The sequence below is a fragment of the Streptomyces sp. NPDC032126 genome (assembly GCF_055580085.1).
The window spans coordinates 238284-252873 of record NZ_JBVIMA010000006.1 but is presented as its reverse complement, the minus strand read 5'-3'; the positions used below and the strand labels follow the sequence as shown (position 1 = coordinate 252873).

Annotated in this window: 12 protein-coding genes; 2 read left to right on the top strand and 10 right to left on the bottom strand. The window is 73.8% G+C overall.

The features are described from left to right. Window positions 1-15: 15 nt before the first annotated feature. The gene (gene tsaB, locus ACZ5NW_RS23620; protein ID WP_468745856.1) at window positions 16-669 is read right to left on the bottom strand and encodes a tRNA (adenosine(37)-N6)-threonylcarbamoyltransferase complex dimerization subunit type 1 TsaB; all 654 of its coding nucleotides are present in this window, start codon (window positions 667-669) and stop codon (window positions 16-18) included. 111 nt (window positions 670-780) lie between these two features. Here tsaB and ACZ5NW_RS23615 point away from each other — a divergent pair, with 111 nt between their 5' ends. Beyond that, on the top strand, window positions 781-1335 hold the full coding sequence (locus tag ACZ5NW_RS23615) for a hypothetical protein (RefSeq protein ID WP_468745855.1): 555 nt from the start codon (window positions 781-783) through the stop codon (window positions 1333-1335). 393 nt (window positions 1336-1728) lie between these two features. Here ACZ5NW_RS23615 and tsaE read toward each other — a convergent pair whose 3' ends face one another. The 5 genes from tsaE to ACZ5NW_RS23590 form a co-directional block, all read right to left on the bottom strand. After that, window positions 1729-2232 (bottom strand): tRNA (adenosine(37)-N6)-threonylcarbamoyltransferase complex ATPase subunit type 1 TsaE, encoded by a 504-nt coding sequence (gene tsaE / locus ACZ5NW_RS23610; protein WP_468745854.1) that lies wholly within the window; start codon window positions 2230-2232, stop codon window positions 1729-1731. Next, window positions 2201-3454 (bottom strand): alpha/beta fold hydrolase, encoded by a 1254-nt coding sequence (locus ACZ5NW_RS23605; RefSeq protein WP_468745853.1) that lies wholly within the window; start codon window positions 3452-3454, stop codon window positions 2201-2203. Before ACZ5NW_RS23605 ends, tsaE begins: the two co-directional genes overlap by 32 nt. 33 nt (window positions 3455-3487) lie before the next feature. Next, the gene (gene alr / locus ACZ5NW_RS23600) at window positions 3488-4663 is read right to left on the bottom strand and encodes an alanine racemase (RefSeq protein WP_468745852.1); all 1176 of its coding nucleotides are present in this window, start codon (window positions 4661-4663) and stop codon (window positions 3488-3490) included. A 520-nt stretch (window positions 4664-5183) separates the two neighbouring features. Further along, window positions 5184-6614, bottom strand: coding sequence for an NAD(P)H-hydrate dehydratase (locus ACZ5NW_RS23595; RefSeq protein ID WP_468745851.1), 1431 nt, complete (start codon window positions 6612-6614; stop codon window positions 5184-5186). A gap of 88 nt (window positions 6615-6702) precedes the next feature. Next, window positions 6703-7074 carry a holo-ACP synthase gene (locus tag ACZ5NW_RS23590; RefSeq protein WP_468745850.1) on the bottom strand — a complete coding sequence of 124 codons (372 nt, stop codon included), beginning with the start codon at window positions 7072-7074 and terminating at the stop codon, window positions 6703-6705. Between the two features lie 99 nt (window positions 7075-7173). On the opposite strand from ACZ5NW_RS23590, the gene ACZ5NW_RS23585 reads away from it, so the two are divergent. After that, on the top strand, window positions 7174-8868 hold the full coding sequence (locus ACZ5NW_RS23585) for a DUF885 domain-containing protein (RefSeq protein ID WP_468745849.1): 1695 nt from the start codon (window positions 7174-7176) through the stop codon (window positions 8866-8868). A 42-nt stretch (window positions 8869-8910) separates the two neighbouring features. On the opposite strand, the gene ACZ5NW_RS23580 is transcribed toward ACZ5NW_RS23585, so the two are convergent. The 4 genes from ACZ5NW_RS23580 to glmS form a co-directional block, all read right to left on the bottom strand. After that, a complete protein-coding gene (locus tag ACZ5NW_RS23580) occupies window positions 8911-10965 on the bottom strand; it encodes a YcaO-like family protein (RefSeq protein ID WP_468745848.1) in 2055 nt (684 codons plus the stop codon). A 123-nt stretch (window positions 10966-11088) separates the two neighbouring features. Beyond that, window positions 11089-12084 (bottom strand): tyrosinase family protein, encoded by a 996-nt coding sequence (locus ACZ5NW_RS23575; protein ID WP_468745847.1) that lies wholly within the window; start codon window positions 12082-12084, stop codon window positions 11089-11091. Then, window positions 12084-12482, bottom strand: a complete 399-nt coding sequence (locus ACZ5NW_RS23570) for a hypothetical protein (protein ID WP_468745846.1) — start codon at window positions 12480-12482, stop codon at window positions 12084-12086. The genes ACZ5NW_RS23575 and ACZ5NW_RS23570 overlap by 1 nt, the downstream gene beginning before the upstream one ends. Window positions 12483-12587: 105 nt before the next feature. After that, complete coding sequence (gene glmS, locus ACZ5NW_RS23565) at window positions 12588-14435, bottom strand: glutamine--fructose-6-phosphate transaminase (isomerizing) (protein WP_468745845.1); 1848 nt, start codon at window positions 14433-14435, stop codon at window positions 12588-12590. Window positions 14436-14590 lie beyond the last annotated feature (155 nt).

The following is a 14590-nucleotide window of genomic DNA, read 5'->3' as shown; positions in this document are numbered from 1 at the left end:
GGGTCGCGGTGTCGGTCACTTGGGGGTGACCACCTTGTAGTTCTTGGGGACCTGGGCGTCCGGCCGGCGCAGATACAGCGGCCGGGGCTCGGGCAGTTCCTCACCGGCGGCGAGCTTCTCGGCGGCGAGCCGGGCCAGCGCGGCGGCGGACACGTGCTCCGGCTCGTGCACGGCCGGGAAGGTGTCGGGGTAGAGCAGCGCGCCCGCGCCGACGGCGGGCAGTCCGGCGACCCGGTCGGCGATGTCGGCGGGCCGGTCCACGGCGGGCCCGGTGAGCCGGGTGCGGGCGTCGGCGTACGTCGCCCAGTAGACCTCCTTGCGCCGGGCGTCGGTCGCCACGACGAAGGGGCCCTCCAGGTCGGAGGCGTAGGCGAGGCCGTCGAGCGTGCACAGTCCGTGCACGGGCACGCCGAGCGCGAGCCCGAACGTGTCGGCGGTCATCAGCCCGACGCGCAGTCCGGTGTACGGGCCGGGGCCGGTGCCGACGACGATCCCGGTGACGGCGTCGAGCCTCAGCCCCGCCTCGGCGAGCACACGGTCCACGGCCGGCAGCAGCAGCTCACCGTGCCGGCGCGCGTCCACCTGACTCGACGAGGCGATGACGTCGGAGCCGTCGTGCAGCGCGACGGTGACGGCGGGGGTGGCGGTATCCAGAGCGAGCAAGAGCACGCGAACAGCCTACGGCGCCGACGCGCGCCGCACGCCCGGGCCGGTGGGCCCTCGCCCGACTGCTACCGTCGGCGCAAAACGGACGTACGACGCGATAGAGGGTGGGCGCAGGTGGCAAGCAGCAGCTCGGGATGGGTGGCCGGGCTCACCGCGGCGGCACTGGCGGCGGTCGGGTTCCTGGGCTGGCAGGCGTCGGCGAACGCGCCCGCGCACCCGGCCGGGGCCGCCGAGGGCGCGTCCACCGGACCGAGCGCGGCCGGGGCGCCGCGGGGCACCGGGGACCCCACCGCACTGCCCGAATCCTCCGGGACCGGCGAGCGGGTCGTGTACTCCGTGGACCACGACCGGGTGTGGCTGGTCGACGACCGGGGCGAGGTGGTGCGTACGTTCCGGGTGACGCCCGGCAGCATCGACCCGGCGCCGGGTACCTACGGCGTCAGCTCGCGGGCGCTGTCCGTCACCGGCACGGACGGTACGCCCGTCGAGCACGTCGTCCGCTTCACCAGTGTGGACGGGCTGGCGATCGGATTCAGCGCGGCGAAGGACGGCGCCACGGAGGCGCCGGGGCCCTCTGTGCGCACCGGGGCGATTCGCTCCGCTCGGGTGGACGGGGCCGCGCTGTGGGACTTCGCCACGATTGGGCGGCGGGTTGTCGTGGTTCGCTGAGGTTGGTTTGTTCGCCTACGGGGGTGGCGGGTGCTCGTCGTTGGCGGGTGCGGGTTCGTGGTCGCTTTTCGCGCCGTTCCCCGCGCCCCTTTCGGGGCGCTTCTGCCTCAGGCTGCTTTCTTGTGCAGCTGGGTTTTCGGGGCTTGGTGCGCGTCGGGGGTGTGGGGTGGGCGGGAAATCGTTTCCGCTGCCTTGCAGGAGGCCAACAGGTCGCGCATGGACAGTCCTGAGGGGGCCGGAACGGGCTCGGGAGCGGGCATGGGGCGCCTCCTGACGGTCGGGGGCGGGCACAGTTAGGTAGACCTAACTACCAACCGGATACCATGGGATCACGCCCCTCCGCCCCCGCGCAACATTTTGCCGACACCCTGTCGGAACCTTCACGGACCCGGCTCAGGCCGTCAGCGCGCCCAGTTCCACCGGCGCCCAGCGCTCCCCGAGCCCGGTGAGCGTCACGTGCCGTACCTCGTCGGTCGTGTCCCCCACCGCCCGGTGGATGACGACCATCAGCCGGTCGTCGGTCAGCTCCTCGACCTTCCCCTCTCCCCACTCCACGACGATCACCGAGTCGGGCAGCGAGACGTCCAGATCGAGGTCCTCCATCTCGTCCAGACCGCCGGCCAGCCGATAGGCGTCCACATGGACGAGCGGCGGGCCGTCCACCAGCGACGGATGGACCCGGGCGATCACGAACGTCGGCGAGGTCACCGCACCCCGCACCCCGAGCCCCTCGCCGAGCCCCCGGGTGAGCGTCGTCTTGCCCGCGCCGAGCTCCCCGCTGAGCATCACGAGGTCCCCCGCCCGCAGCAGCTTGGCCAGCCTGCGGCCCAGCTCCCGCATCTGCTCGGGGGAGGTGACGGTGATCTCAACCGGGTTGAGCGGTACTGCTGCTTCCATAGCCACCCACGGTAGCCCCTGCCGGCACGGCACCCGCGCGGGTGAGGAGGTCGGCGAGGCGGTCGGTGACCACTTCCGGGTGTTCCAGCATCACGAGATGCCCCGCGTCCGGCACCAGCACCAGCTCGGCGTCCGGCAGCAGATCCGCGATCGCCTCGCTGTGCTCGCTCGGCGTGACGAGGTCGCCGACCCCGGCGAGCACCAGCACCGGCATGTCCGCGAAGGACGCCAGCGCCTCCGTCTTGTCGTGCTCGGTGAACGCCGGATAGAACTCGGCGACGACGTCGATCGGCGTCCCCTCGATCATCCGCTCGGCGAACCGGGCCACCGCCGGATCCACGTCCCGGGACGAGAACGAGTACCGCTTGATGACCCCGGCGAAGAGATCGGCGGTCGCCCGCCGCCCCTTCTCGACCAGCGCCGCCTGCTGCCCGAGCGCCTTCAGCACTCCCGGCAGCACCCGCCGCACCGCGTTCACCCCGGCGACCGGCAGCCCGAAGCTGACCTCGCCGAGCCGGCCGGACGAGGTACCGACGAAGGCGGTGGCGACGACCCGGTCGCGGATCAGCTCGGGAAACTGCGCGGCCAGCGCCATCACCGTCATGCCGCCCATGGAGTGCCCGACGAGCACGACCGGCCCCTCCGGCACGGCCGCGTCGAGCACGGCCTTCAGATCCCGCCCCAGCTGGTCGATGGTGACCGGCACCCCGTCACGCGTCTGCGCCGCCCCGCGCGCGGACCGGCCGTGGCTGCGCTGGTCCCAGTACACCGCCCGTACGACACCGCGCAGCGCCGCGCGCTGGAAGTGCCAGGAGTCCTGGCTGAGGCAGTAGCCGTGGCTGAAGACGACGGTGACCGGGGCCGGGGCCTTGCGGCCGAACAGCCGTCGCCGGCGGCCGCTGAGCCCGGCCTCCGGCTCGACGTCGTCGACCTCGTAGTACAGCTCGGTGCCGTCGTCGGCGTACGCCTTGCCCGGCGTGCCGCGCAGCGCGCCGAACGGCCCGGCGGAATCCAGCGCGAGCCGCGCCTTGCGGCGCATGCCGCGTCCGACGGTCATCCGCTCGATGGCCACACCGGCCGCCGCGCCCGCCGCGATCACGCCTATCGCGGCGCCCGCGATCCCGGTCGCCCGGCGCCAGTTCCCGGCCGCCCCCGTGGCGGAGGCGGCGGCGACGGCCGCCGAAGCGGCCTGGGCCACGGCCTCCGCACTGCTCTCGGTCACGTACCGCTCCTCTTCACCGTCCGCGCCTGCGCGTTACCCGTCCCGGTCCTCGTTCACATAGACGCGCGGAACCCGTGCGCCGATGCGTGTGACGATCTCGTACCCGATCGTGCCCGCCGCCACCGCCCAGTCCTCGGCGGTGGGCTCACCCCGGTCCCCTGGGCCGAAGAGCACGGCCTCGTCCCCGGGAGCGGGCTCGTCCCCGCCCAGATCCACCACGAACTGGTCCATGGCGATCCGCCCGGCGACGGTCCGCCACTTGCCCCCGACGAGCACGGGACCGGCCCCGGACGCGTGCCGGGGCACACCATCGGCATACCCCAGCGGGACCAGGCCCAATGTGGTCTCGCCCGGAGTCGTGTACAGATGCCCGTAACCGACGCCGTGTCCGCCCGGCACGTGCTTGACGAGCGCGAGGGGGGCGGCCAGCGTCATCACCGGCCGCAGGCCCAGTTCGGCGCTGCCGCCGATCTCCGGGGCGGGCGACAGACCGTACATGGCGATGCCGGGCCGGACCAGGTCGAAGTGGGTCTCCGGCAGCGTGAGCGTGGCCGGCGAGTTGGCGATGTGCCGCACCTCGGGCCGCAGGCCCGCCTCTTCGGCCTGCGCGAGCATCTCGCGGAAGCGGGAGAGCTGGGCGGCGATGGAGGGATGCCCGGGCTCGTCGGCGCAGGCGAAGTGGGACCACACGCCGGTGACCCGCAGCAGCCCCCGCTGTTCGGCGCGCCGCGCCTGTGCGACCAGCTCCGCCCAGTCGCCGGGCTGGCAGCCGTTGCGGCCGAGGCCGGTGTCCGCCTTGAGCTGGACGCGCGCGGGCGCGCCGGCGTCGCCCGCCGCCCGTACGACCTCCTGAAGCGCCCACATACCGCTGACGGCGATGTCGAGGTCCGCCTCGATCGCCTCCCGCCACGGACCGCCCGGCGTCCAGAGCCAGCACATGATCCGCACGTCGGCGGGCAGCCCGCCGTCCGCCCGCACGGCGAGGGCCTCCTCGGGCGTGGCGGTACCGATCCAGGTCGCGCCGGCCGCCACGGCCGCGCGGGCGCACGGAAGCGCGCCGTGGCCGTATCCGTCGGCCTTGACCACGGCCATGAAGGCGGCGCCGGGCGCCTTGGCGCGCAGGGCCCGCACATTGGCGCGCAGGGCGCCCAGATCGATCTCGGCGCGGGGCCGCGAGCCGCTCCGCGCCAGTCGTGCAGTGTCACTCATCGCGCCCAGTCTCTCAGAGCCCCACCCCGGCACCCCTGAAAGGGGCACGGCGGCATGTGACCGCACTCGACCCACGGCCCGGCCACGGGGGCGCGACACGCCATGCACGATGCACGGCCCTTACGCGCGGGCGCGCCAGGCCCCGCACGATGTGGAGCCCCGCCACACGGGCTCCATGCGGGCCCCCGCCGCGCGGGCACGCCACGCCCCGCACGACGTGGGGTCCCGCCGCGCGGGCTCCATGCGGGCCCCCGCCGCGCAGGCGCGAGACGCCCCGCTCGATGTACGGCCCCGCCGCGCGGGCGCGAGACGCCCCGCACGCCCGCACCCGCCCACGACCCGCCGCTCCCTGGACGCGTCGCCCCGCTCACGCGACAAGCCGCGCACGACCCGCACCCACCCACGACGACCCACCGCTCCCCCGGGCGCGCCGCCCCCTCACCTCACGCGACACGCCACGCACGCCACGCTCCCGCTCACGACGACCCGCCACTCCCCCGAGCCCGCCGTCCCCCTCACCTCACCGGCATACCTCCCGCCAAGCGGCCGGCACGGTTTCTGCCACGTCGTGGGCTCCGATCGGGGCTCCCCGGGCCGCGAGGCCGCCCGCCAGGCCGTGCAGGTGGGCGGCCGCGCTGCCCGCGTCCCGGGCGCTCAGGCCCGCCGCCAGCAGCGAGCCCGCCAGGCCCGACAGGACGTCCCCGCTTCCGGCGGTCGCCAGCCACGGCGTCCCCGTGGTGTTCACCCGCACCGGCCCCCCGTCCGGCCCCGCCACCAGCGTCGTGGAGCCCTTCAGCAGCACCGTCGCCCCATAGGCGGCCGCCAGTTCCCGCACCGCGGCCAGCCGCCCCGCCTCGACCCGCTCGCGCGACACCCCGAGCAGCGCGGCCGCCTCTCCCGCGTGCGGCGTCATCAGCGTCGCGGCCGTACGCCCCCGCACGGCCGCCCGGTCCGCGAGCCGCAGCCCGTCCGCGTCCAGCAGGACGGGTACGTCCTCGGCGAGCACCTCGGCCACCGTCGCCGCGTCGTCGCCGGCCCCCGGCCCCACCACCCACGCCTGCACCCGCCCGGCCCGCTTGGGCCCCCGGTCGGACACGAGCGTCTCGGGGAACCGGGCGATCACCGCGTCCGCCGCCGGCCCCACGTACCGCACGGCTCCCGCCCCGCCCCGCAGCGCCCCGGCCACGGCCAGCACGGCGGCCCCGGGATAGCGGGCCGACCCCGCCGCGATCCCCACGACCCCCCGCCGGTATTTGTCGCTCTCCGCCGCCGGAACCGGCAGCAGCCGCGCCACATCGGCGTGCCGCAACGCCTCCAGCTCGGCCTCCTCGGGCAACGACAGCCCGATGTCGACGAGCCGCACCGACCCGGCGTACTCCCGCGCGGGATCGATCAGCAGCCCCGGCTTGTACGTCCCGAAGGTGACGGTCAGATCGGCCCGTACGGCCGCGCCGCGCACCTCCCCGCTGTCGGCCTCGACACCGCTGGGCAGGTCGACGGCGACGACGGCGCCCGGCGCGTCCGCGGCGACGGCGGCCAGCGCCGCCGCGTCCGGCCGCAGTCCGCCCTTCCCGCCGATCCCGACGATCCCGTCCACCACGAGATCGGCCCGCCGGACGAGGTCCGCCCCCGCGTCGGCGCCGACGCTCGCCCCACCGGCGCGCCGCAGCGCGGCGAGCCCGCCGGCGTGCGTCCGCTCGGGCGACAGCAGCACGGCGACGACCCCGGCGCCCCGCCGGGCGAGCCGGGCGCCCGCGTAGAGGGCGTCGCCCCCGTTGTCCCCGCTCCCGACGAGCAGCACGACCCGCCGCCCGTACACCCGCCCCAGCACCTCGGCACAGGCGGCGGCGAGCCCGGCGGCGGCCCGCTGCATGAGCGCCCCTTCGGGGAGCAGCTTCATGAGCTGCGCTTCGGCCCGCCGAACACTCGCCACTGAATAGGCAGTACGCATGGGACTCAGTCTCACACCAGTCGGGCAGGGGCGCGGGGAGCCGTGCGATCAACCCCCACGCACCCCCAACGCACCCGCACCGCACCCGCTATCCCTCCGCGACCACCACGGCCGAAGCGATCCCCGCGTCGTGACTGAGCGACACATGCCAGGCCTGTACCCCCAGAGCGGCGGCCCGCGCGGCCACCGTCCCCTTCACCCGCAACCGGGGCTGCCCACTGTCCTCGACGAAGACCTCCGCGTCGGTCCACAACAACCCCGGCGGCGCCCCCAACGCCTTCGCCAGCGCCTCCTTCGCCGCGAACCGCGCCGCCAGTGAGGCGACCCCCCGCCGATCCCCGCTCGGCAAGAGCAACTCGCTCTCGACGAACAGCCGTTGAGCCATCCCCGGCGTCCGCTCCAGCGACGCCGCGAACCGCTCGATCTCGGCCACGTCGATACCAACCCCGATGATGGTCATGCCGAGCACCTTACGACCGCGCCACCCGACAGGCCCGTCCGCCGTTTTGATGATGGATTCACGGTGACCGGCGCGTTCATCCGTACGAGGATGGCCCGCATGGCCAACACGACTCCGTCCGGGGGCGGCTCGCTGCCCCGCCAGGTCGCCGACGCGTACGTCGACGCCCTCATCGAGCTGGACCCGATCACCGGGACGTTCCTCGGCGTCGCCGACAGCTCCGACCGGCTCCCCGACTTCTCGCCGGCGGGCCAGGAGGCCAGGGCCCGCCTCGCCCGTACGACGCTGGAGCGGCTCGCCGAGGCCGAGGCCGCACCGGGCGGCGACGCCGTCGCCGAGCGGCGCTGCGCCCGCCTGCTGCGCGAGCGCCTCACCGCCGAACTCGCCGTGCACGAGGCCGGCGAGGGGCTGCGCGCGGTGAGCAACCTCAGCTCCCCCCTGCACGCCGTCCGCACCGTCTTCACGGTCGCTCCCGCCGACACCGACGAGGACTGGGCGGCGATCGCCCGCCGGCTGCGCGCCGTACCGGACGCGCTGCGCGGCTACCGGGCCGCCCTGGACCTCGGCCTGAGGCGGGACCTGCCCGCCGGACCGCGCCAGGTCACCACCGTCATCGGCCAGTTGGCGGAATGGATCGGCACGGACCGCGGCTGGTTCCTGGAGTTCACCGCCCCGGGCCCCGAACGGCTGCGCGCCGAGCTCACCGAGGCCGCCGCGCAGGCCACCGGCGCCCTGGTGGAACTGCGCGACTGGCTGCGCGACACCTACGCCCCGGCCGTCGAGGGCGCCCCGGACGTCGTCGGCCGGGAGCGCTACGCCCGCCTCGCGCGCTACTACAACGGCACCGACCTCGACCTGGACGAGGCGTACGCGTACGGCTGGGCCGAGTTCCACCGGCTGCTGGCCGAGATGAACGCCGAGGCCGGGAAGGTGCTGCCGGGCGCCGGGACGCCATGGGAGGCGCTGGCCTGGTGCGACAAGCACGGCGAGGCCGTCGAGGGCGTCGAGGAGACCCGGCGCTGGCTCCAGTCGCTGATGGACGAGGCCATCGACGCGCTGGACGGCACCCACTTCGAACTGGCCGAGCGGGTACGCCGGGTGGAGTCCCGTATCGCTCCGCCGGGCAGCGCCGCCGCCCCGTACTACACCGAACCGTCGCTGGACTTCTCCCGGCCCGGCCGGACCTGGCTGCCGACCATGGGCGAGACCCGCTTCCCGGTCTACGACCTGGTCTCCACCTGGTACCACGAGGGGGTGCCCGGCCATCACCTCCAGCTGGCGCAGTGGGCGCATGTCGCCGACACCCTCTCCCGCTACCAGACCACCGTGGGCATGGTCAGCGCCAACGCCGAGGGCTGGGCCCTGTACGCCGAACGCCTCATGGACGAGCTGGGCTTCCTGACCACCGCCGAACGCCGGCTGGGCTATCTGGACGCGCAGATGCTCCGCGCGATCCGCGTCATCATCGACATCGGGATGCACCTGGAGCTGGAGATCCCCGCGGACTCCCCGTTCCACCCGGGTGAGCGGTGGACGCCCGCGCTGGCCCAGCGGTTCCTCGCCGCCCACAGCAGCCGCCCCGCCGACTACGTGGAGAGCGAGGTGATCCGCTATCAGGGCATGGCGGGGCAGGCCATCGGCTACAAGCTCGGCGAGCGCGTCTGGCTCCGGGGCCGGGAGGCGGCCCGCGCCCGGCACGGCGCGGACTTCGACCTCAAGTCCTGGCACATGGCGGCGCTGTCCCAGGGCTCCCTGGGCCTGGACGACCTGCTGAGCGAGATCTCGGCACTCTGAGCGGCGCGCCGGGCGGCGCTTTGAGCGGCAGCCCGGGCGGTCTCACGCGTGCGGGAGGGGGAAGACGTCGAGTTCGTCCTCGGCCGGCGGGCGCGTCCGCCAGCCGAGTTCGACGGCGGCGCGGCCGATCCTGCCGTCGCCCCACATCGGCAGCCCGGCGGAGAAGTGCGGCACGAGACCGGGCACGATCGTGTGCGCGGCGCTGAACCCGGCCGCCTCGATGTCGCACGTCGTCATGTCGACGCCGATCACCTCGAAGCCGCGGGCCTCGACCCGTTCCCGGTACGCGGCCAGGCGCCGCTCGCCGAGCGCGGGGAGTTCCTCCCACGGGCGCAGGGGCAGGTCGTGGCCCCAGGGCGCGCCGCGCTCCGCCGCCTGCGGGTCGACGTCGATCTGCTGCTGGCACAGCGGGTCGCGGACGTCGGCGAAGTCCGGGCGGTGCAGGGTGAACCCTTCGGCGAGCGCCTTCTCCGCCGCCTCGTGCGGATCGGGCCGGGCGGCGAAGCCGATGGTCAGCCGGCGGTCGACGCGGTCGAGCACGGCCGCCGCGACGACCGGGACGCCGAACTCGTTGTCGAGATGGATCACCGTGATGTCGTAGGTGTCGAGGCTGTCGGCGATGAGGGTGCGCAGCCGGGCGGTCAGCGGCAGCCGGGGCAGCCGGACGGCGTTGGCCCACCACAGCATGGTGGTGTCGCGCTCGATGACCTTCTCGAGGCCCGACATGACCGCCTCCTCCTCGCTCACCCCGCTGGCCACGCCGGCGGTCAGCGGGTCGGAGTAGGCGATGGGGTCGTGCTCCCCGTGGGCGACGAGGAAGGCGGGCACCCAGACGGGTTCGCCGGTCGTCCAGGAGCGGCCCTCGATCCAGGAGCACTCCGCGTCGGCGGTCAGCGGCGCGAAGGGGAAGCCGTCGGTGCGGTACTGCCGTTCCGAGTACAGATGCAGCCGGCGCGGGTCGAGGGCGGGCACCCCGGCGCGGCGGAGCTGGGCGTGGCTGCCGTGGCGCAGCCGGTCCTGGGGCAGCCGGCTGCCGCAGTAGCGTTCGACCGCCTCGCCGAGGGCGTCGCGGCGGGCGGCGTCGAAGCCGGACCAGGAGGTGCCGAACGCCTGCCGGTCGTTGGGCCAGTCCGCGACGCGCCGCATGTCGGCGATGTCGGCCGCGCAGACCCGCAGCCGGGCGGGCATGCCGGGCAGCGGGGCCAGTTCCTGGACGCCGGTGACCACGCCGACCTGGTCGTCGACCAGCAGGTCGGCCTCGGCGTCGCCGCGGGCGACGGGGCGGGGCCGGGTCGGCATCGGCAGCACGGTGCGGCGGACCTGGCCGAGGGTGCGCGGGTCCAGCTCCAGCTCGTCCACGGCGGCCTCGCCCGCGACCCAGCGCTCCAGATGGGTGGCGAGCTGTGCGGCGATCCAGCGGGCGTCACCGGGGCGCAGCCGCGGGCTGACCGTCTCCGGGGCGGCCGTCATCGCCTCGATGATCCGGGGGTCGTGGGCCGCGGACAGCCGGCGGTCCCGTACGTCGGCGAAGTCCGCCGTGCTGCCGGGGACGATCGCCGGGCCGAGGATCGCCCGGCCGCGTTCGCGGCGCAGGGGCAGCCAGCGCAGGCCGAGCCGGGCGCACAGCGCGTCTACGCGGGTGAGTTCGGCGTAGGCGGGGTGGGCGAAGGCGGCGACGAGCACGGTGCGGGCGGCGTCGACACCGGAGAGGTCGTCGGGGGCCGGTCCGACGTGGGCGTAGCCGGTCGCGCTCAGGGCGTGGGTGAGGGGGGCGGTGAGGGCGGGTGAGCCGGTGACGAGGACGGTCGTACGGGCCAGCCGCGCCGCCCGTTCGGCGTCGTCCGTGGCGGTCGCCGGGCGCAGACAGCCGTCGTGGCACAGGACGTCGACGACCTCGGCGTACTCGGGGGCCATGCCGGCGAGCAGTTCGGAGCGGGTTCTGGTGCCGTCGCAGCGGGCCGCCCAGGCGCGGAACTCGGGCCCGGGGGCGGAGATGTAGAACTGGCCGCCGTTCGGGGTGACGAGGAGACAGAGGTCCGTTTCGAGGTCGTAGATCTCCACGTCCACGAGTTCCATGGTGACGCCATCAACCGGCATTCCCGTCCCCGTCCAGTCCCCGCCGAATAGAGATCTCTGTGAGGGGACCTTTTCGAGGCTAGCCGGTCGGGCAGCCCGCACCTAGATGAGTAATTCACCTGCGTCTGTGGGCAATTCCCGGACCTACGACAGGGCGTCGTACGTGTAGATCCCGGAGATGTCGAGGACCGTCCCGGGGGTCGCGCCGAGGCCCAGCGGGGAGATGATGGGGTCGTCGATCCGCTCGCCCTCGTAGACGGACGCGGGGAAGGACATGTCCGGGGCGTACAGCCGGCCGTAGCGGTTCATCCAGCCCTCCCAGATCCGGTCCACGTTGCAGTGGTGGAGGAAGAAGACGGGGTCGTTGGGCGAGGTGCCGGGGGTCATGTCGCCGCCGACCCACAGGTGGACCTGGTTGTGCGTCCAGGGCCGTCCGGGCGGGCGGAAGCCTTCGAGCCGGTTGCGGAAGCCGTCGGACGAGCCGGCGAAGGGCACCTTGTCGTACCGCTCCTCGGGCGTGTTCCCGGCCGGGGTGAAGGCGAGGGCGGCCTTGACGTCCGCGCTGGTCGGCAGGGTGGGCCAGCCCTGGTCCTCGGCGGACCGGGCGAACTCCCGGTTCAGTCCCCGGCGGGTCTGGACGAGCATCCCGTTGATGTCGCTGTCGATCCGGACCGTGAAGGTGCCGGGGTCGGCCGGGTCGTAGGCGAAGGGCCCGTCGGTGACGGGGGTGCCCTGTCCGCCCAGGCAGTTCTCGCCCCAGATCTCCGCGTTGAGCGGCGAGCCGAGGTCGCCGTCGGCGGCCCAGTCCCAGTACGGCAGCGCGAACTGCTCGTCGCCGAGCACCCGTTGCAGGTTGATCTCCAGGATCGCGAGCATCACCCGGTGCCAGGGCAGGAAGATCGGCCCGCGGTGGGCGGCGTTGCGCACCAGCGGGTTTCCGCCGGGCGGGATGGGGCTCATCATGGTGAGCCCGTGCCAGACGACGAACAGGTCGTACGTGCTGACGGGCGCGGGGTCGCCCGGGATGCCGAAGGCGTCGGTGGTGTACTGACTGGCCTCCTGCTTCAGCGACTTGACACCGCGGACGTAGGCGAGCCGCGAGGCCTCGTCGGCGACGACACTCCTGCGTTCGACGGCCATCAGGCACCCCCTTCGTGCTGGTGCCCATGGTCGTGCCCGTGGCCGTGGTGGGGATCATGGTGCCCGGAGTGCCGGAACCGCGCGGGATAGTTGGCGATCAGCGCGCGGATGGTGTCGAGCGCCGAGGCGAACTGGTAGTTGGGCAGACCGTGGCAGAAGAGGGTGCCGTCGTCGTCCACACCGAGGTGGGCGTCGAGCGGCTCCCCGTCGACGGTGACCTCGTAGCTGGTGACGACCTCGATGAGGTGCCCCTTGTACTCCGTCCTGCGGACGGACCTGGCGGGCCCCTCCCCGTGGTGCATCTCCGCCCGGGGCAGCCCGGCGAGGTACCCCCCGAGCCCATCGGGCGAGGCGGCGGCCCGCAGCCGCTCGGGATCAATGACAGGGTATCGGTCCATTCCCCCACCATCCCCCCGAACCCGACGTTCCGCACCCGTGCGGTAGCCATGAGTGAGGGGACCGGGATACGGGCGAGGGGACCGGAGACCCGGCCCCCTCGTCGCTCACTCCACCGTCACCGACTTCGCCAGGTTCCGAGGCTGGTCCACCTCGTTCCCCCGGGCCGTCGCCAGTTCGCAGGCGAAGACCTGGAGGGGGACCGTCGATACCAGCGGTTGCAGCAGGGTCGGGGTCGCCGGGATGCGGATCAGGTGGTCCGCGTACGGCACGACCGCCTCGTCGCCCTCCTCCGCGATCACGATCGTCCGCGCCCCCCGCGCCCGGATCTCCTGGATGTTGGACACGATCTTGTCGTGCAGCACCGACCGGCCGCGCGGCGAGGGGACCACGACCACCACCGGCAGGTCCTCCTCGATCAGCGCGATCGGGCCGTGCTTCAGCTCACCGGCGGCGAAGCCCTCGGCGTGCATGTACGCCAGCTCCTTGAGCTTCAGCGCGCCTTCGAGCGCCACCGGATACCCCACGTGCCGGCCGAGGAAGAGGACCGTGTTCTTGTGGGCGAGGGACCGCGCCAGCTCCCGTACCGGCTCCATGGTCTCCAGCACCCGCTCGACCTCCCCGGAGATGTGCGCGAGGTCCCGGACGACGGCGCCGATCTCGTCCCCCCACTTGGTGCCCCGCACCTGCCCCAGATACAACGCCACCAGGTAACAGGCCACCAGCTGCGTCAGGAACGCCTTCGTCGACGCGACGGCGACCTCCGGCCCGGCGTGCGTGTACAGCACCGCGTCGGACTCGCGCGGGATGGTCGACCCGTTGGTGTTGCAGATCGCCAGCACCCTCGACCCCTGCTCCCGGGCGTGCCGCACGGCCATCAGCGTGTCCATCGTCTCGCCGGACTGGGAGATCGCGATGACCAGCGAGCGCGCGTCGAGGATCGGGTCCCGGTAGCGGAACTCGCTCGCCAGCTCCACCTCGCACGGGATCCGCGTCCAGTGCTCGATGGCGTACTTGGCGATCAGCCCCGCGTGGAAGGCCGTACCGCACGCGACGATGACGACCTTGTCGACCTCGCGCAGCGCACCGGCCGGGATCCGCACCTCGTCGAGGGTGAGCGAGCCGGACGCGTCGATCCGCCCGAGCAACGTGTCGGCGACCGCCTTCGGCTGCTCGGCGATCTCCTTGAGCATGAAGTAGTCGTAGCCGCCCTTCTCCGCGGCGGAGGCGTCCCAGTCGACGTGGTAGGCGCGCACGTCCGCCGGACGCCCGTCGAAGCCGGTCACCGTCACCCCGTCCCGGCGCAGCTCGACGACCTGGTCCTGGCCCAGTTCGACGGCGTCCCGGGTGTGCGCGATGAAGGCGGCGACGTCGGAGGCGAGGAAGGCCTCCCCCTCCCCCACTCCGACGACGAGCGGCGAGTTCCGCCGGGCGCCGACCACCACATCGGGCTCGTCGGCGTGCACGGCCACCAGCGTGAACGCGCCCTCCAGCCGCCGGCACACCAGCCGCATCGCCTCCGCCAGGTCCGCCGTCGCGGAGAACTCCTCCGCCAGCAGATGCGCCACGACCTCGGTGTCCGTCTCGGAGGCCAGCTCGTGCCCCCGCTCCGCCAGCTCGGCCCGCAGCACGGCGAAGTTCTCGATGATCCCGTTGTGGACGACGGCGACGCGTCCGGCGTTGTCGAGGTGCGGATGCGCGTTGGCATCCGTGGGGCCGCCGTGGGTGGCCCACCGGGTGTGCCCGATACCGGTGGTGCCGGCGGGCAGCGGCCGGTCCTGGAGCTCCTTCTCCAGATTGACGAGCTTGCCCGCCTTCTTGGCGGCGGCGAGCCCTCCATCGGCGAGCACGGCGACCCCGCCGGAGTCGTAGCCCCGGTATTCCAGCCGCTTCAGTCCCGCCATGACGACATCGAGGGCCGACTGCGGCCCCACGTATCCCACGATTCCGCACATGCCCGGCAGCCTACGGTCGATCGACCCCGCGAACCCCCCTCCGCGTGCCCGATTCCGGAAATCATCACGCCACTTCGGGACGCCGGCCGCCCGCCTCGCCCGACGGCGTGATGCACCCCACCCACCGTCCCGTTCAAACTCCGTTAACAATGGAA